This is a genomic window from Fundidesulfovibrio sp. YSD1, from assembly GCF_055397115.1.
On the sequence record NZ_AP043666.1, the window covers coordinates 3533604 to 3549680 of the forward strand.

Below are 16077 nucleotides of genomic sequence, written 5' to 3' on the forward strand. Positions count from 1 at the left end.
GATGCTTCAGGACACCCGGCAGGGCGGCTGCGGCGCGCCCTCTGGGGTCATCACCAGCTGCCAGAGCTGGAGCGCCCTGGCCCTGAATGCCCCCGCGCAGGAGAGCAGGTAGTATTCCCACATCCGCCTGAACGTGGCCGGGTAGCTCCCGGCCAGGCGCGGCCAGGCCTCCTGGAAGCGCCTGTTCCAGGCCATGAGCGTGGAGTCGTAGTGCGGCCCGAGGTTCTGGACGTCCTCGACCACGAAGACGCCCTCGGCCGCCCGGGCGATCTGTGCCAGGGAAGGCACGTCGCCGCCCGGGAAGATGTACTTGCGTATCCAGGCGTCGCAGCCCCTGGCCGTGACGTTGGAGCCGATGGTGTGCAGCAGGAAGATGCCCGCGTCCTTGAGGCAGCGGCGTACCGAGAGCATGAACGCGCGGTGGTTCTTGCTGCCCACGTGCTCGAACATGCCTATGGACACGGCCTTGTCGAAGAGGCCCCGCATCTCGCGGTAGTCCACGTCCAGGACCACCGCGTCCAGGCCCTGGGCCGCGCAGGCCTCGCGCGCCTTCTCGATCTGGCTGCCCGAGATGTTCACCCCTGTGGCCGAGCATCCGTAGTTCCGCGCGGCGAAGGCCACCAGCCCGCCCCAGCCGCAGCCCACGTCCAGGAGCTTTTCCCCCGGCGACAACCCGATCTTGCGGCAGATGAGGTGGAGCTTGCGCTCCTGGGCGCGCTCAAGGGTGTCGCAATCGGCGAAGTAGGCGCAGCTGTACTGGGCGTGCGGGTCCAGCCAGGAGAGGAACATGTCGTTGCCGAGGTCGTAGTGGCGGGTGGCCGCTTGGCGGGCCCTGCGCAACGACTGGAGGTTGAGGAGCGCCTCGGACAGGGCGCACGCGAACCGGAAGAGCAGCCCGCGAGAGTGCGTGACGTCCAGCCCGGCCCGGCAGACGCGCTCGAAGAACTGGTCCAGGCGCTGGCAGTCCCACCAGCCGTCCATGTAGGTTTCGCCCAGGCCCAGGCTTCCGCCGCGCATGACCCGGGAATAGAACCTCGGGTCGTGGACCGTGATGTCCCACGGGGCGCTTCCCCCGGCCTCTATCCCCGCCTTTGCCAGAACGGCCTTCACGGCATTTTCCGCTACGCTCATGGCTGGCCTCCCTCCGTCATGCGGCTACGAAGGTCGGGCGGCGGTCCGCCGCACCACCCCCATTAAGGCATGTGCGGCGGAAATGACAAGTTTCCGGATTGAAACCCCGGGTTCAGCGTTCCTCCAGCCACTCCCTGAACAGGCGCAGCTCGTCGGTCCACCCGGTGGAGAGGCGCACGTCCAAAAACTGCTTGTAGAGCTCGTCCACGAACGCCGTGCACTGCTCCACGAGCATCATCTTCTCCAGGAAGGGCGCGTCCGGGTCGTCGCCTTCCTCCAAGCGCGTCTCGATCTTGGGGGTCTTCAGGCTCGAGAGCGAGAAGTCGTCGGCGGCCAGGAGCACGGTCCAGGTGGCGCCGTCGCGCTCGATGCGCACCAGGGCCTTGTCCACCAGCTTGCCGTTTTTGAGCCCCAGCTTGGCCTCGGTGAACTCGGCGTGCGGTCCCGTGACCACGGCCTTCTCCACGTTCTCGCCCGAGCCGCCGCGCACCGAGAGGCGCTGCTCCAGGTAGACGTTGAACTCCGAGCCGTCGCCCATCCTGAAGAGCCAGCCGTTTTTCTCCGAGCGGAACCACAGCCAGGTCAGGAAGTCCTGGCCGAGGACCACGTCCTGCAATGCGGCCTTGATGAGGTCCATGAAGGCTTCTCCTTACGGGGCCGCGAAGGCGCTGGGTTCGAGGTCGTCGATCATGGCGTGGCGGGACTTGTCCGCCGTGCGCAGGGCCAGGAAGTAGGGGGTCAGGGCCTCGAGGTTCAGCCCGAAGCTCAGGTTGAAGTACTCTTCGAACATGGTCTTGATCTTGGAGTTGGTGGTGGCCAGCCAGACGACGTTGGCGCGCAGGTTCCACACCGCGTCGAACACCGCCGGGATGGGCAGGAAGCGCGAGCGCAGCTTGAGCATGACCTGGTCCTTGAGCTCCTGCTTGCGGTCCTTGGTGATGAAGGTCTTGCCCGCCTCCTTCATGGCCTCCTTCTCGGCCTTCACGGCCAGCAGGAAGTGCTTCTTGATCACGGCCGGGGGAATGCGCCTGGTGTCCAGGCGCAGGGAGAAGGCCAGGTAGTGGGCCTTCTCGGGCGGGGCCGCGCGCCAGAAGCTGTCCAGCCAGTCCTCCAGGCAGACCCAGCCGTAGCTTCTCTCGTCGGTGGTCTGGTCGATGTCGCGGAAGGAGAACTTGGCCAGGCGCTCGGGCAGCTCCGAGGCCAGCTGGCCGGTCATCTCCTCGACTATGGCGTAGCGGGTGAAGCTGCCGCTCGTTGCGAGTATGCCCACTCGAACCTCCAAAATGATGGCAGATGGTAGCCGGGCGCGGGAAGCGCCCCGGCGGCCACCCCTACCTTCTTTTGCCCCGGCGCGCCAGCCTGCGGACGCGGTCCGGATTATGCGCCATCCCGACCGTAACCGGAGGGTAATCCCAAATGAAACACAGGAAGAAGAGGACTCGTTAGAGTTCCCGAGCTTTGATTTCAGGCGTCTTTGGGCTATGGCTCCCTCATCGTCACCTTTCCTGGAGGAGCCATGCCCAAGCGCGCCAAGGCCAACTGCCTCGACACCGCCATCAAGACCCTGGGACCGGCCAACGTCCCTTCGCCGCTGACCTACTGCCATTTCGTGCGCGACGAGGAGCTGGTGCCCATCCGAGTCTCGCCCGACGACCTGGACAACGGCGACCAGGACAGCGACGCGCTCTTCGAGCCCGCCGGGCCGCGCGAGAACATCTATTTCGACTCCTCCAAGGTCAAGGCGGCCATCGTCACCTGCGGCGGGCTGTGCCCGGGCATCAACGACGTGATCCGGGCCATCGTCATGGAGGCCCACCACAACTACAACATGGCCGCCACCCTGGGCATCCGCTTCGGGCTCCAGGGCTTCATCCCCAAGTACGGCCACGAGATCGTGGAGCTGACCCCGGCCACGGTCTCGAACATCCACGAGTTCGGCGGCACCATGCTGGGCTCCTCGCGCGGGCCCCAGGCCCCGGAGGAGATCGTGGACGCGCTGGAGCGCTCCAACATCGGGGTGCTCTTCGTCATCGGCGGGGACGGCACGCTCAAGGCCGCGCGCAAGATCCACGAGGAGGTCGAGCGGCGCGGCTGCAAGATCGCGGTGATCGGCGTGCCCAAGACCATCGACAACGACGTCAACCTGGTCACGCGCTCCTTCGGCTTCGACACGGCCGTGGAAAAGGCCACGGAGGCCATCCGCTGCGCGCACACGGAGGCGCTCGGCGCGCAGAACGGCATCGGCATGGTCAAGCTGATGGGCCGGGAATCGGGGTTCATCGCGGCGCAGGCCACGCTGGCGCTCAAGGAAGTGAACTACGTGCTCGTGCCCGAGGACCCCTTCGAGCTCTCGGGCGAGCACGGGCTTCTGCCCTCTCTGGAAAAGAGGCTCCAGAAGCGCGGGCACGCGGTGATCGTGGTGGCCGAGGGCGCGGGGCAGCACCTGCTGGAGCAGTCCGGCAGGACGGACGCCTCGGGCAACCTGGTGCTGGGCGACATCTCCACGCTGCTCATCGGGGAGATTTCGGATCATCTCAAGGCCAAGGGCATGCCCTTCTCGCTCAAGTACATCGACCCGAGCTACATCATCCGCTCGGTCCCGGCCAACGCCAACGACAGGGTCTACTGCGGATTTTTGGGCCAGTTCGCGGTGCACGCGGCCATGGCGGGCAAGACGGGCATGGTGGTCAGCCAAGTCTACGGGCGCTTCGTGCACCTGCCCCTGGAGCTTGTCACCAGGCGGCGCAAGAAGCTGGACCTGGCCTCGGACTACTGGCGCGCGGTGCTCGAGTCCACGGGCCAGTACGACGTCTCGCCCATGGCCAACCGCAGCGTGGCCTGCAAGGCGTAGTGTCTCGCCCACAAAATAAATGTACATTTATTTTGTGGGTAATAATTTGAAATAATTATTTTTTCCTTGAAAACATGCTCATGTTCCTCAAGGACGCGACACGAGCAAACCGGCGGGGCCGCTACTCCGGCCACTCCTCGAGCTTGGCCGCCAGCTCCTCGGCCAGCACGTGGGCGGGCCTGTCGGGCGCGATCAGCGTGGCCACGGCCATGTAGTAGGGCTCGCGCTCGAGCACGGTCTTGCGCACTTCGTCCTCCAGGGAGAGCTCCGTCAGCGCCGGACGCTGGGCGGGCTTCAACTCCTCCATGAGCCGGGCCACGACCTTTTCCGGGTCGGTCTGGAGGTAGACCACCACGCCCCCGGCCAGGATCTCGCGGTTGCGGGCCTTGAGCACCACGCCGCCGCCGGTCGCCACCACGTTGCCGGGCGTCTCGGCCACGGCGGCCAAGACGGCGGTCTCCAGTTCGCGGAAGCTCTCCCAGCCCTCGGTCTCCACCACGTCGGCGATGGTCCGGCCGGTGGTCTCCGTGAACTCTTCGTCCAGGTCCATGAAGGGGCGGCCGAGCTTCCGGGCCAGCATCCGGCCGATGGTGGTCTTGCCGCAGGCCCTGGGGCCGACAAGGTAGATGTTCTTCTCGGGCGATACCGCCATGGTCCCTCCAGAAAAATGATGATCGGGGCGTTGTTCCGCAGTTTTCGCCGCAAGGCAGCCGTCCGGATGCTCCTGCCCCTGCATGCCGTCCGCGCCGCGCGGGCGACGGATCGTCTTCAAATCGCGCGCGGGGCGTCCTCCGGGCCTCGAGGCAGGAACCCGGGCTCCCGGGCAAGGGCGCGGCACACTATCACCGCCGGGCTTGCAAGCCAAGCCGCGCGGGGCTACACGCCCCGGTCACGGAGGCCCTGGATGCTCGAAAATCTCGCCGTCATACTGTTTCGCCCGAAATTCTCCGAAAACGTGGGCTCCACCGCCCGGGCCATGGCCAACATGGGCTGCGCCGAGCTCATCGTGGTCAGCCCCCAGGAGTGGGACGAGGGCCGCGCCCGCGCCCTGGCCACGGCCAAGGGCCAGGACATCCTGGACCGCATGGTGGTCGTGGACACCTTGGCCCAGGCCCTGGCCACCTTCGAGGTGGTCTTCGGCACCACGGCGCGCACGGGGGGCTGGCGCAAGGGCCTGCTCTCGCCGGAGACGGCGGCGGCCAGGGGCGTGGAGTCCCTGCGTTCGGGAGCGCGCGTGGCCGTGCTCTTCGGACCGGAGGACAAGGGCCTGACCAACGACGAGACCAAGGTCTGCGGCAGGCTGGTGACCATCCCCACGTCCGACGAAGCCAGCTCGCTCAATCTGGCCCAGGCCGTGCTCATCCTGCTCTACGAGTTCCTCAAGGCCTCCAGGAGGCCCGGCCGGGCGCACGAAACGCCCGAACCCGACGAGGCGGAGCAGGGAGCCCCCGCGCGGGAAGAACCCGTCTCCGCGCGGGGCGGGCGCGCGGCCACCTTCGAGGAGCGCGAGGCCCTGTTCTCCAATCTGCGCCAGGCGCTCACGGCCATCGACTTCATCAAGGACGACAACGCGGACTACTGGATGCTGCCCGTGCGGGCGTTCGTGGAGCGCATCCGCCTGAAGCGCGCCGAGTTCAACCTGCTCATGGGCGTGTGCCGCCAGATCAAGTGGGTCACGGGCAAGGGCGGGCGCGAAGGGAAATAGACCGTCAGGGGGCTGCGGCCGGCGCGAACGGATTTCCAGCACGGAGCGCATGGCTCCGAAAAGCGCGTCAAACCGCCGTGGTCCCCGCCTTGTCCTCCGGCACGGCTCCACCCGCAGGCGGGATGCTCGATGCGGCTAGCCCCTCAAAGCCTCCACGCGCCTGAAGTATTCCTCCCGGCACCAGTTCTCCACCTCCAGGAGAGTGGCGAAGGGCCGCCTGAAATCCTCGTCCCCCACGGCGAACAGGCCGTGCCCGTGCACGATCACCCCGCGCCTGCCGATCATGGCCGGGGGCAGCGTGTTCACGAGCCCCCTCGGCCCCGTGCCCACCTCGCCCGGCACCACGGGTACGTCCCACACGAAGCGCGCCCGCGCGCAGTCCACGTGGCAGCGCTCGCGGTCCGCGCAGTCGCGCTCGCCGCAGTCCATGGACATGATCACGGCGAAGCGCGGGTGCCCGTGCAGGATGGCCCTGGCTCCGGTTGCGCGCACCACGCCCTCGTGGGCGGTGAGCTCGCTCGAGGCCGTGAGGCCCGCGCAGGAGGAGCCGTCCAGGGGGCAGTGGTCCACGCAGCCTTCGAGCTCGTCCAGCGAGGACCCGGTCTGGCTGATGGAAAGTACGCCCGCGTGGTTGTAGGAGACGTTGCCGAAGAACGAGTCCACCAGGCCGTAGCCCACGGTGGCCTTGCCCACCTCGTCCATGGCGCGGACGATCTGTTCGCGCGCCTCGAAGGGGCCCTTCATGAGCAGGGGAGGGCGCGAGCGCATTGGCGCGAGGCGCGATTTCGCGCGCTCGAACGCGGCGGTCCACTCCGCGTCCGCCAAACCCTCGCGCACGGCCTGGAGGTAGTCGGCGAAGAACTTGACGAAGCAGGCGAACAGCACGGAACTCGCGCTGACGAAGGCCTGCTCCGGACTCACCGTGCCGTGGGCCAGCACGCCCCTGCCTGGCACGATCACGCTCTTGCGCCGCTTGAGCGCTCCGGCGATGGCCTCGGGGGTGAACTCGCGGACCACGGGCAGGTCGTGCAGGAAGGTGCGCGTCTCGCAGTCGCTCGGCTGGATCGCCCCGCCGCTCCTTAACGCCAGGAAGTCCACCATGGAGGCGTAGGGCTCGGCAGGGGGCAGGAAGAGGAGCGAGTTGACGCTCATGCGCTCCATGACCCCGGCCAGCACGGCCGCCTCGGGGGCCTCGCGGCTGAAGACGAGGGTGTCGTCGATGCCCGCCAAGAGCGGCGCGCCGGGCTCGGCCAAATGGGCCTCCACCAGCTTCTGTGCGTATTTTTCCAGGAGCCTGATCATGGGTGGCCTCCGTTTGGCCCGGCTGAAGCCTCCTGCGAGCGTTCGAAGCACTCCTCGAGGCCCAGCTCGCGCGCTTTCTCACGAGTGGGCAGACCCTGGGGCGTGAGCCCGCGCGCGGCGTAGTAGCGGGCGCGCGCCTCCAGAAAATCGCCTCGCGGCACGGGCCGCACTCCGCCGGCCACGTCGCCTTGGCCCGGCTCCTGGAAGAGGCGCGCCGGGAGGTCGTCATGCGTGCTCGAGAACCCGAGGCGGGCGTTCATGATCCGCTCGCGGTAGCAGGCGCGCTCGCCCGCGCGTTGCAACCCCTGGGCGCTGGCGGGCTCGCCCGTGACGGCCTGGAGCGCGGAGGCGTACTCCTCCAGGGACGCGGCCAGGAGCATGGGCGCGCACACGGGCAGGCTGCCAGCGGCGGCCACGGCGTCCTCGCCCAGCTTGACGATGCGCGCCTTGCCCAGAAAGCTCAGGCGGTCCGTGGCCACGGGCTTGCGCAAGATCTCGTGGCCGAGCGCCCCGGCGCGGTCGTGGCGGCCGCCCACGGTGGCCACCGCGCAGGACAGGGCCATGCCGTAGGCCCCGCGCGGGTCGCACGCGCCAAGCTCCAGCCCCTTGACCGTCATGGCCGCCCGGGGCCTGCCGAGCGACGTCGCGTAGCGGGCCGCGCCCTGGCCGAGGTCCGGGCGTTCGCCGCGACCGATGGCGCCCAGCAGGTCCAGCACGCGCGCGGAGTCCGGGCGCTCGCCCGTGACTTCCGCGTGGCAGGCCAGGGTCACGGCGGCGGACAGAGGATCCATGCCCAGGCCCAGGCAGAGCGCGTTCGCCTCCATCACCAGCTCCATGTCCGCAAGGCCCAGAAGCGCCGTGAAGTGCGACATCACCTCGAACCCGGGCAGGGGGCGGCCGTCGCGCGCGGCCTTGCCGCAGCCCACGGGGCAGCCCGCGCAGGGGACCGTCCGCGAGCCGAAGGCCCTGGAGTAGGCCACCGCGCCGAGCCCCGGGGCGGCGGCGAAGCGGGTGTCCCGGAAGTTGTCCGTGGGCATAATGGAGCGCGAGTCCATGAGGTCGTAGAGCGCGCCCTCGCCGAAGCGCGAGAAGCCGTAGCCGCCCGAGAGCACCGGGGAGGCCGCCGCGAGGCGCAGGATGTCCTCCCGGGTTTTGGCCAGGGCCCGCGGGTCGGCCACGCCGGTTTCCCCCTCGCCCTTCACGGAAAGATACAGAAGATTCCTGGCCGCCCAGCAAAGCCCCAGGCCGCCGCGCCCGAAAAGCCCGGCCCCGTCCGCGTTCACCCCCGCGAAGCGCACGCCGGACCACGCGGCCGGTCCGACGGAGGCCAGCGCGCCCCGGCCGCCCAGGCGGGCGCGGAGTTCGGCGTGCGGCAGGCCCTCGATGCCGCGCGCGTCCACGACGCGCGTGTCTTCTCCGTCGATGACCACGCCCACGGGGCCTTGCGCCCTGCCGGTGACCACCACCCCGTCGAGCCCCGCGCGCTTGAGCTGCACGGCCAAATCCGTGCTCGCGGAGTCGTCGCAGATGGTACCCGTCAGGGGCGAGCGCGAGGCCATGCACAAGATCCCGCTGCCGGGCGCGTCCGTTCCCGCGAGCGGCCCGGTGAAGAGGCACAGGGGCATGGAGGGGTCGTCCCGGTCCAGGCGGACATGGGGTTCGAGGAAGCGCCCGGCCAGGCCTCTGCCGCCCAGGTCCTCGCGCAGGGCCGCGTCCGGGATGGCTTCGCGCGTGGCGGTCATGGCCGCGAGGTCCACGCGGAGCACGTATTTCGTCCAGTCGTTCATGGGCCGGTCATTACCCGCGCCCGCGCGGCGCGGGCAACCCTAAAGTTGCGCGCGCGCCCGTCCGATGGGACGCGAGAGGTGCGCGGTAAATGAACATCGGCCCGGCCACCAAGGCGCTAAACCCCGGCTCGTTCTTCTCGAGGGCCTTCATCCCCCTGGAATCCGGGGCGGTGGAGGGCTTCGCGCAGGAGATCGCCCGCCGGGCGTCCCAGACCGCGTTGCCCGAGGGGGCCGAGCGCACGGTGGACCTGGGCGGCCTGGAAAAGGCCGTGTCCGGCGCGGTGTCCTACGTGGAGGAGAACTTCGGGGACCGCGCGGCCAGGACCGTCATGGGCATCGTGCTCAAGCGGGCCTCGTCGGGCGCGCTCGACGAGGACAGCCTGGGCGAGGGCTTCGTGGACGCCCTGGAGTTCATCGACCGCACCTTCGGCATCGCCTCGGGCGACCGGGCCATGGAGCACTTCAACGGCGAGCTCAATAGCGCCATCAACGGCTACTTCCAGAACGGCCAGGACGAGTCCTTCCTGGCGCAGGACCTTGGCTCGGCCACGCAGAAGCTCGGGCAGGCCGCCGGGCAGGCCATCGCGGCCGTGATGAAGAAGTTCACGGAGAACGCCGTGGACCCGGATTCCATGCTCATGGGCTCCGCGCAGGACGATTTCGAGAAGAGCCTGGACGAGGCCCGGGACGGTTCGGGCACGCTGGCCGACGAGATGGCCCCGGCCGTGGACGAATCCGGCTTCCCCGTGGACCCGGAGGCCGACGGGCAGGCGGCGGGAGGGGGCGCGAGCACGGAGGCGCGGGAAGCGGTCCAGGCGGCCCCCGCCGAACCCTCTCACGGCGCCAAAAGGCGCGGGCGCTCCATCAGGCGCAGGCGCGCCGGTTCGGCCAACGCCTACGACGCCTCCGGGCTCACCCCCGGCGTGGTGGTCAACAAGCAGGTCTGAGGCCTCGCCGGGGCCGTCCCGGGGAGGGCCGCCTTCCCGTCCCAAACCGCCGCTTACAGGCGGTTTTTTTCATTTCCATCCGCCGAGCCCGCCGCAAGCGTTCCGCCCGTTTTTTGCCTCGAGGCCCCTAAAGCAATTCCCGGAACCACCGATACCCCTTTCAGGGGAGAGGAGATTGCGGTGCGGTTGCCCGGTTCGTTCGGGGAAGCCGCGCCGCAATCGGGGGACGAATGCGTCCGCCGCATCCGACTCAAGCGAGGTTCGCCATGAACGCCGTCAGGAAAATCTCTCCCCAGGAGCCCCTTCGCACCGCCCTGGTGGTCAGCGCCAACGAAGGCCACGCCCGCGTGGACCGCATCAGCCTGAAAAACGCCAAGATAAGCGTCTCCAGAGCCGTCAGGAGCGGCGCCGAGGCCATCAAGCACCTGCGCAAGAACGGCGCGGACGTGGTGCTGGTGGACGACGTGCTGGAGGACGGCGCGGGCTGGGACTTCATGCGCGCCTTGAAGGCCGACCCGGTGCTGGGCGGCGTGCCCGTGATCATGGTCAGCTCCTCGGGCGACCGCGAGAAGGTCCTCGGCGCGGTGAAGCTCGGCTGCACGGGCTACCTGGTGCGCCCCTACACCCTGGACACCTTTTTCAAGCACCTGGCCCTGGCGCGCCAGTCCCGCTGCTTTCTGGGCGAGGAGCGCGCCCAGGTGGCCCAGGGCCTGGACATGGTGGAGGAGGGCCGCGAGGACGAGGCCCTGCCCGTGCTCACAAAGGCCCTGGAGACCCCGGACGAGGCCGTGCACCACTACCAGCGCGGCCTGCGCCTGCTGGCCCGCGAGGACTACTCCGCCGCCGCCGAGGCCTTCGGGGCCGCCGCGCGGTTGAGCTCGCTCATGGCCGAGGCGCATCTGGGCCTGGCCCGCTGCTGGCTGGCCCTGGGCGACGAGGTGCGCTACCGCAAGGCCCTGACCCGGGCGGCCGAGGTCTGCGCCAGGACCGCGCGCTTCGAGCGCTACAAGGAAGAATTCCTGAACATCCTCAAGGCCGACCCGCGCGGCTTCAACCCCTTCGTCAGCCTGGGCATGCGCCTGGGCAGGGGCATGGACTGGGACGGCGCGCTCATGGCGCTGAAAAACGCGGTCTGGCTGGACCCCTACGACCCCAAGGCGCACCTGGAGCTGGCCAAGGCCTACCACTTCAAACGCGAGCCGGAACTGGCCCGGCGCAGCGTGAGCCAGTCGCTCATGCTCTCGGGGCACGACGAGGAGGCGCTCTCGCTCTACGAGCGCTGGACCGGCGAGCCTTGGGGCGAGGCGGAAGAGGAGGACGCACTGGAAGCCGAGCCCAGGCGCGCCCAGATGGTGCCGGACGTGATTCCGGCGATGCTCAACGGTGTTCTTTATCTGGCCGGTATGGTCACGGAAGGCATTCACCGGTTCAGGCGCGACTACGCGTAAGGTCCGTGATTCCAGGCAAGGCGGGCGGGTGTTCGGCCCCCCTGCCGGAACGGGGAGGCGGACAGGGCGCGGCAGGGCGCGAATCCACGCGGCGGGCAGGGAAGCAGACGCCGCGCGGGTAAGAAACAACCGGCGGACAGGCCCCAAGGGGAGACCTGTCCGCCGGTTTCGCTTTTTGCGGCTTCAGGGCTTCAGGCCGCCGTAGTGGGCCGCGCGGATGGCCTCCAACGCTCCCTCGCGGCGCATGCCGGCCAGGGCCTGGTCGAGCCTGGGCTTTTGGCCCAGGTGCGGCGAGACCTTGGAGAACTGGAGCACGATGCTCGCGCGGGCGAGGACGAAAGGCTCGTCGAAGGCCGCCGCCAGCTCCTCCTTCCCGGCGATGTACAGAATGGTGGGCACGGCCCCGGCCACGCCGTCCACGCGGCCGTGCGCGGCCTTGCGCACCCCGGTGAAGTAGTCGGGGTCGCGGACCTTGCGGATGGTGGAGTCGGAGTCGAAGGGCTCGCCGAAAACGAGCCCGGGCAGCGTGGAGAGGATCAGCCCGCGCAGGTCGGCGTAGCTTTCCAGCGGGACGCCCCTGCGGGGAACCACGCCGATGGAGTGGCTGGCGACCTCTTCGCCCTTGACCGCGTACTGCCCGGCGCTCTCCAGCCAGACGCTCACGGCGCAGTCCTGCGCGCCGGATTCGAGTTCCGGGGCGATGCGCGGGAACGGTATCAGGGACATGGCGAAGGCCACGCCGGTGCGACGTTCGAGTTCGCGCACCACGTCCGGGAAGACGCCCTCGGGGCGCCCCGTGGCCGGGTCGTTGTAAGCCCAGGGCGGCGTCTCGATGGTGGCGATCTTCACCTGGGCGCGGCTGACGCCGCCGGGCAGGGCGAAGAGCAAAAGCGCGATGAGGAAGGCCGCCTTGCGCATGGGGCATCCGGATGATGGCCCGCCTTTCGGCGGCCCTGCTTGAGTGCGGAGGGCTGGCGCGTCCGTGCGCGATGCTTCGGCACGCGACCGATTTGTCGTGTAGGACAAATCGGCCGCGATTTCAATTCCACGATGTGAAATGTCCCGCTCTGGATTCAGCTTTTTCAGGCTGTTAGGCGAGTGGCGCCACAGGCACACCTGCGCCGCTAGCGCCCCCTGGGCGGCCCGCTGCCGCCTCCGCCGCCGGGAGGCCCTCCGGGGCGTCCGCCCGCCTGCTGCTGCGGGTCGGGCTTCTTGCCCGAGGAGGGCAGCACCACCTGGGTGGCCACGAGCTGCCCGTCCGCGATGCCGGAGATCACCTCGGTCTCGTTGAGACCGGCCAGGCCAAGCTCCGGCTTGGTGCGCACGGCCTTGCCGTCCTCCACCACGAACACCACCTGCTGGTTGTCCACCCACTTGAGCGCTGAGTTGGGGATCACGAGCACGCCCTTCTTCTCGCGCACCACGATCTGGCACTGGGTGGTCATCTCCGGGCGCAGCTTGGCCGCGTTCTCGGCGCTCAGGCGCACCAGGGCCTGGTAATAGACGATGTTGTCGCGGATCTCGGGCTGGGGGTAGATGGTGTCCACGCTGCCCGAGAACTTGAGGTCCGGGTAGGCGTCCACGCGGAACTCCACGGGCATGTCGTGCTTGACCTGGCCCACGTCGGTCTCGTCCACGTAGATCCACATCTCCAGGCGCGTGGGGTCGAGCACGGTGATCAGGTTGGCCACCTGGAGGCCCGCCACCACGGTCTCGCCCTGCTGGGTGGTCACTTGGCTGACCACGCCGTCGATGGGCGAGACGATGCGCGTGTAGGAGATGCGCGTGGTTATGGTGTCCAGCGCGGCCTGGGATTCCTCCACGGCCTTGGCGGCCTTGACCTTCTCGCGCTCGGATTCTGTTCTGGTCAGGTCCAGGGTGGCCTTGCGGGCGCGCACGGTGTTGGCCGTGACCAGCTCCTCGCGCTGGGCCGCCTCCTGGGTGTCGCGGGAGACCAGGTTCTGGCGCAAAAGCTGGGTCTGGCGCGAGGCGTTGGCCCTGGCGTAGTCGTGCTGGGCCTCGGCCAGCCTGAGTTGCGCCTCGGCCTCCACGATGCGCCGGGGGTAGACGTCCAGCACGCGCAACTCCTCGGCCCGGGCCTTCTCCAGGGTGGCCTCGGCCTGGTCCTTCTGGGCCTGGAGCTCGCGGTCGTCGATGACCGCGATGACGTCGCCCGCGCGGACCTCGTCGCCCACGCGCACGCGCATCTCCTTGATGGTGCCCGTGGCGCGCGCGCCGATGCGCACGATGGCCCCCACCTGGGACTTCACGATGCCCGTGGCCTGGAGCACCTTGCGCACGTCCCCCACGTGGGCCTGGGCCGTGGAGAGCACCCTGACCTCCTTGGAGGAGCCGTCGCGGCCCGCGAGGTAGGCGGCCACGGCCGCCACCAGCACGGCCGCCGCGATCCAGATCCGCTTGTTGCGCATGTTCAACTCATTTCCGCGACCCAGGCGTCAAGCGGCTTCTCGATCAGGGAGCGGATCTCCGCAAGCCTCTCCGGGCTTTCGGCCTCGAAGCGCAGCACCAGCGCGGGCTGAGTGTTGGAGGCCCGGATGAGGCCCCATCCGTCGGGGAATACGATGCGCGCGCCGTCCACGTCTATCATTTCGTGATCCGCGCGGAAGTGCTCCTTGGCCCGTTCCACGATCCCGAACTTGATCTCCTCCGGGCAGTCGAAGCGGATCTCCGGGGTGTTGTAGGTTTTGGGCCAGTCGGAGAGCAGGGTGGAGGCCTTCCTGTCCGGGTGGCGGTCCAGCACCTCCAGGAAGCGCATGGCCGCGTAGGTGGCGTCGTCGAAGCCCAGGTAGCGGTCCGCGAAGAACATGTGCCCGCTCATCTCCCCGGCCAGGAGCGCGCCCGTTTCCTGCATCCGGGCCTTGATGAGCGAATGCCCGGTGGCCCCCATCACGGGTTTGCCCCCGTGGGCGGCGATGTCCTTGTAGGCCAGGTGCGAGCATTTGACCTCGCCGATCACCGTGGCCCCGGGGTTCTCCGCGAGCACTTCGCGGGCGAAGATGGCCAGGAGCTGGTCGCCGAACATGAGCCTGCCCGTCTCGTCCACCACGCCCAGGCGGTCGCCGTCGCCGTCCAGCCCGATGCCGCAGTCGGCGCCGAGGGCCTTCACGCGTTCGACAAGGGCCGTCACGTTCTTCTCCACCACCGGGTCCGGGTGGTGGTTGGGGAAGGTTCCGTCGGGCTCGCAGAAGAGCGGGACCACGCGCGCGCCCACGGCCTCGAGCACGGCCGTGGTCACGGGGCCGCCCGCGCCGTTGCCGCCGTCCACCACCACGGTGAGGGGCCGGGAAAGCCTGGCCTGGGAGGAGAGCGCCTCCACGTAGGCCGGCGCGACGTCGTGGGCGGAGACCAGGCCGCGCCCTTGGGGGAACTCCCCCCGGGCCATGATCCGGTAGAGCTCCCGGATTTCCTCCCCGTAGATGGTGGAGGGCCCGGCGATCACTTTGAAACCGTTGAATTCCGGAGGGTTGTGGCTCGCCGTGACCATCACCCCGGCGTCCATGCCCAGGTGCTTGGCCGCGAAGTAGCACACCGGCGTGGAGACCATGCCGAGCATGACCACGTCCACGCCCGTGGACGCGAGACCGGCCGCGAGGCGCTCCTGGTAGTCCGGGGAGGAGAGGCGCGCGTCGTGCCCCACCACCGCGCGCGCGAATCCCTTGGACAGGAAGTACGCCCCGCAGGCGCGGCCGAAAACCTCCACCCAGTTAGAGTCAAAGTCCTTGTCCACTATGCCCCGGATGTCGTATGCTCGGAAAATGTCAGGCGAGATGGTCTTCATGATCGTCGTCGTCCGTCCTCGAACGGGAGTGTTACATGAATTGGGATTGGGAAAGGTTGCAGGACAAAAGGCAGCGGCAATTCGGCTCCAAGCCAGACTTCAAGAACTTCGGCGACGAGTTCAAGAAAATCACTGATTTCAATTTCCGGATTCCCGGCGGGCCTAAGCTCGTCATCCTCATCGTGGGCCTTCTCTGGCTGGCCTCGGGCATCTACATCGTGGAGCCCGACGAAGTGGGCGTGGTGCAGCGCTTCGGCGCGTACGACCGCACCACCGGGCCGGGACCGCACTACCACATCCCCTTCCCGGTGGAAAGCGTGCAGAGACCCAAGGTCACGTTCGTCCAGCGGGTCGAGGTGGGCTTCAAGAGCATCGAGAGCATGACGGGGGCCGCCACCCAGTACAAGGCCATCCCCGAGGAGGCCTTGATGCTCACCGGCGACGAGAACATCATCGACGTGCAGTTCATCGTCCAGTACCAGATCGGCGACCCTGTGGAATGGCTCTTCCGCATCCAGCGCCCCATCGAGACCGTCAAGGCGGCGGCCGAGGCGGCCATGCGCGAGGTCATCGGCAACAAGACCATCGACACCGCTCTGACCACGGGCAAGCTGGAGATCCAGAACACCACCAAGGAGCTGCTCCAGTCCATCCTGGACCGCTACAACGCGGGCGTCACCGTGGTGGCCGTGCAGCTCCAGGACGTGCACCCGCCCAAGGACGTCATGGAGGCCTTCAAGGACGTGGCCAGCGCCCTGGAGGACAAGAACCGCGTGATCAACGAGGCCGACGCCTACGCCAACGACATCCTGCCCAAGGCGCGCGGACAGGCGGCCGCCATGCTGAACGACGCCCAGGCCTACAAGGAGTCCGTGGTGCGCAAGGCCAGGGGCGAGGCCGCGCGCTTCCTGGCCATCCTGGCCGAGTACGACAAGGCCAAGGACATCACCCGCGAGCGCATGTTCATCGAAGCCATGGAGGAAATCTTCGCCAACCCCGAGCTCGAGAAGACCATCCTCTCCGACGACGCCCTGAAGCAGGCCGTGCCCTATCTGCCGCTGGACCGGCAGGGCAGGGTCAAATCCGGCGACAAGGGAGGGAAGTAGC

General features: G+C 68.6%; 14 protein-coding genes. 5 read left to right on the forward strand and 9 right to left on the reverse strand.

All coding sequences use genetic code 11. The features are described from left to right. Positions 1–6: 6 nt before the first annotated feature. From cfa to rdgC, 3 genes are all read right to left on the reverse strand, one after another. The gene (gene cfa, locus ACZ5V4_RS16430) at positions 7–1131 is read right to left on the reverse strand and encodes a cyclopropane fatty acyl phospholipid synthase (RefSeq protein WP_464315950.1); all 1125 of its coding nucleotides are present in this window, start codon (positions 1129–1131) and stop codon (positions 7–9) included. A 112-nt stretch (positions 1132–1243) separates the two neighbouring features. Further along, positions 1244–1768, reverse strand: coding sequence for a hypothetical protein (locus tag ACZ5V4_RS16435; RefSeq protein WP_464315951.1), 525 nt, complete (start codon positions 1766–1768; stop codon positions 1244–1246). Between the two features lie 12 nt (positions 1769–1780). Next, on the reverse strand, positions 1781–2401 hold the full coding sequence (gene rdgC, locus ACZ5V4_RS16440; protein ID WP_464315952.1) for a recombination-associated protein RdgC: 621 nt from the start codon (positions 2399–2401) through the stop codon (positions 1781–1783). A gap of 246 nt (positions 2402–2647) precedes the next feature. On the opposite strand from rdgC, the gene ACZ5V4_RS16445 reads away from it, so the two are divergent. After that, the gene (locus tag ACZ5V4_RS16445; RefSeq protein ID WP_464315953.1) at positions 2648–3982 is read left to right on the forward strand and encodes an ATP-dependent 6-phosphofructokinase; all 1335 of its coding nucleotides are present in this window, start codon (positions 2648–2650) and stop codon (positions 3980–3982) included. A 121-nt stretch (positions 3983–4103) separates the two neighbouring features. Here ACZ5V4_RS16445 and aroL read toward each other — a convergent pair whose 3' ends face one another. Further along, on the reverse strand, positions 4104–4634 hold the full coding sequence (gene aroL / locus ACZ5V4_RS16450) for a shikimate kinase AroL (RefSeq protein WP_464315954.1): 531 nt from the start codon (positions 4632–4634) through the stop codon (positions 4104–4106). Between the two features lie 252 nt (positions 4635–4886). On the opposite strand from aroL, the gene ACZ5V4_RS16455 reads away from it, so the two are divergent. Beyond that, positions 4887–5687 (forward strand): RNA methyltransferase, encoded by an 801-nt coding sequence (locus ACZ5V4_RS16455; protein ID WP_464315955.1) that lies wholly within the window; start codon positions 4887–4889, stop codon positions 5685–5687. A gap of 135 nt (positions 5688–5822) precedes the next feature. On the opposite strand, the gene ACZ5V4_RS16460 is transcribed toward ACZ5V4_RS16455, so the two are convergent. Continuing rightward, the gene (locus tag ACZ5V4_RS16460) at positions 5823–6989 is read right to left on the reverse strand and encodes a class II aldolase/adducin family protein (RefSeq protein ID WP_464315956.1); all 1167 of its coding nucleotides are present in this window, start codon (positions 6987–6989) and stop codon (positions 5823–5825) included. Continuing rightward, complete coding sequence (locus ACZ5V4_RS16465) at positions 6986–8776, reverse strand: aldehyde ferredoxin oxidoreductase C-terminal domain-containing protein (RefSeq protein ID WP_464315957.1); 1791 nt, start codon at positions 8774–8776, stop codon at positions 6986–6988. Before ACZ5V4_RS16465 ends, ACZ5V4_RS16460 begins: the two co-directional genes overlap by 4 nt. 89 nt (positions 8777–8865) lie before the next feature. On the opposite strand from ACZ5V4_RS16465, the gene ACZ5V4_RS16470 reads away from it, so the two are divergent. Continuing rightward, the gene (locus ACZ5V4_RS16470) at positions 8866–9723 is read left to right on the forward strand and encodes a hypothetical protein (protein WP_464315958.1); all 858 of its coding nucleotides are present in this window, start codon (positions 8866–8868) and stop codon (positions 9721–9723) included. Positions 9724–9989: 266 nt separating this feature from the next. Then, positions 9990–11171, forward strand: coding sequence for a response regulator (locus tag ACZ5V4_RS16475; RefSeq protein WP_464315959.1), 1182 nt, complete (start codon positions 9990–9992; stop codon positions 11169–11171). Positions 11172–11354: 183 nt separating this feature from the next. On the opposite strand, the gene ACZ5V4_RS16480 is transcribed toward ACZ5V4_RS16475, so the two are convergent. From ACZ5V4_RS16480 to ACZ5V4_RS16490, 3 genes are all read right to left on the reverse strand, one after another. Next, positions 11355–12089, reverse strand: a complete 735-nt coding sequence (locus ACZ5V4_RS16480) for a substrate-binding periplasmic protein (protein ID WP_464315960.1) — start codon at positions 12087–12089, stop codon at positions 11355–11357. Between the two features lie 206 nt (positions 12090–12295). Further along, positions 12296–13600 (reverse strand): efflux RND transporter periplasmic adaptor subunit, encoded by a 1305-nt coding sequence (locus ACZ5V4_RS16485; protein WP_464315961.1) that lies wholly within the window; start codon positions 13598–13600, stop codon positions 12296–12298. A gap of 2 nt (positions 13601–13602) precedes the next feature. Continuing rightward, a complete protein-coding gene (locus ACZ5V4_RS16490) occupies positions 13603–14970 on the reverse strand; it encodes a phosphomannomutase/phosphoglucomutase (protein ID WP_464315962.1) in 1368 nt (455 codons plus the stop codon). A gap of 35 nt (positions 14971–15005) precedes the next feature. Between ACZ5V4_RS16490 and hflK the strand changes: the two genes are divergently transcribed. Further along, entirely contained in the window at positions 15006–16076 is a 1071-nt protein-coding gene (gene hflK / locus ACZ5V4_RS16495; RefSeq protein WP_464315963.1) for an FtsH protease activity modulator HflK, read from the forward strand. The last annotated feature ends 1 nt before the right edge of the window (position 16077 follow it).

Bases quoted from the DNA above. Each gene is read 5' to 3' on its own strand.
- cfa (WP_464315950.1), bottom strand. From the start codon at position 1,131: ATGAGCGTAGCGGAAAATGCCGTGAAGGCCGTTCTGGCAAAGGCGGGG.
- ACZ5V4_RS16435 (WP_464315951.1), bottom strand. From the start codon at position 1,768: ATGGACCTCATCAAGGCCGCATTGCAGGACGTGGTCCTCGGCCAGGAC.
- ACZ5V4_RS16445 (WP_464315953.1), top strand. From the start codon at position 2,648: ATGCCCAAGCGCGCCAAGGCCAACTGCCTCGACACCGCCATCAAGACC.
- aroL (WP_464315954.1), bottom strand. From the start codon at position 4,634: ATGGCGGTATCGCCCGAGAAGAACATCTACCTTGTCGGCCCCAGGGCC.
- ACZ5V4_RS16455 (WP_464315955.1), top strand. From the start codon at position 4,887: ATGCTCGAAAATCTCGCCGTCATACTGTTTCGCCCGAAATTCTCCGAA.
- ACZ5V4_RS16460 (WP_464315956.1), bottom strand. From the start codon at position 6,989: ATGATCAGGCTCCTGGAAAAATACGCACAGAAGCTGGTGGAGGCCCAT.
- ACZ5V4_RS16465 (WP_464315957.1), bottom strand. From the start codon at position 8,776: ATGAACGACTGGACGAAATACGTGCTCCGCGTGGACCTCGCGGCCATG.
- ACZ5V4_RS16470 (WP_464315958.1), top strand. From the start codon at position 8,866: ATGAACATCGGCCCGGCCACCAAGGCGCTAAACCCCGGCTCGTTCTTC.
- ACZ5V4_RS16475 (WP_464315959.1), top strand. From the start codon at position 9,990: ATGAACGCCGTCAGGAAAATCTCTCCCCAGGAGCCCCTTCGCACCGCC.
- ACZ5V4_RS16480 (WP_464315960.1), bottom strand. From the start codon at position 12,089: ATGCGCAAGGCGGCCTTCCTCATCGCGCTTTTGCTCTTCGCCCTGCCC.
- ACZ5V4_RS16485 (WP_464315961.1), bottom strand. From the start codon at position 13,600: ATGCGCAACAAGCGGATCTGGATCGCGGCGGCCGTGCTGGTGGCGGCC.
- ACZ5V4_RS16490 (WP_464315962.1), bottom strand. From the start codon at position 14,970: ATGAAGACCATCTCGCCTGACATTTTCCGAGCATACGACATCCGGGGC.
- hflK (WP_464315963.1), top strand. From the start codon at position 15,006: ATGAATTGGGATTGGGAAAGGTTGCAGGACAAAAGGCAGCGGCAATTC.